This is a genomic window from Xenorhabdus thuongxuanensis (genome assembly GCF_001908095.1).
Classification (GTDB): domain Bacteria; phylum Pseudomonadota; class Gammaproteobacteria; order Enterobacterales; family Enterobacteriaceae; genus Xenorhabdus; species Xenorhabdus thuongxuanensis.
The window spans coordinates 1-693 of sequence record NZ_MKGR01000100.1; the positions used below are offsets into that span (position 1 = coordinate 1).

Here is a 693-nt window from a genome sequence, read left to right on the forward strand (position 1 = left end):
CCGGGGGCGGCACCCGAAACGCAGGCGGCACAGAGCCTGTTGTGGCAGGCGGTGGTATTCTGGGCGGCGTTGTTTTACCACCTGCCGTTATTGCGGCAGTTCGAAGGAGAACTGGAAGACGGGCATGTCTGGCAACCGGGCATGGGTATCCCCGATAAACCGTTTCGTTTCCGTTTTCGCGCACCGGAGAACATACCGTCGGTTCCGCAGGAAGTGTTGCTGGCTGCCTGTTTGTTACCAGAAAAAGCCATGATGTGGCTGGTGAGTGTACCGGAAGTCTGGCATTGTCTGATGCAGCATCTCAATGGGCGTCCCTCCACTGTTCCGTTGATAGATACATTGCTTCAGGACGCTGCCGGGCAGATTCATTCCCCTTTGCGGGGGAAACAGGAAGTTTCTCCATCTCCGGCGAAGGAGGCGGCGTGCTCTTCCGAATACAATCCGGTACCGGAAACGATACCCACGCCGCCTGTCAGTGAAATCACAACCCCACCGCCATCCGTGTCTGATGATACCCTGACATTATTATCCTTATTTCAGTCACCTGATGGGTCTTCGCCGCAAAATCAGGAAAAAAGCCCCCCCCCCGCCTCGAAACTGACCAAACGGTCAAAACGGGAGAAAGAAAGTATTGCCCCTGACAGTCACCTGCATTCATCATTTAAAGATAAATAATTCAAACAGTTATTTGTA

The 693-nt window shown here is 53.4% G+C and carries 1 protein-coding gene; it reads left to right on the forward strand.

The features are described from left to right. A partial coding sequence (locus Xentx_RS18225) for a TraI domain-containing protein (RefSeq protein WP_074021887.1) occupies nucleotides 1–675 on the forward strand: 675 nt, incomplete at its 5' end. Nucleotides 676–693 lie beyond the last annotated feature (18 nt).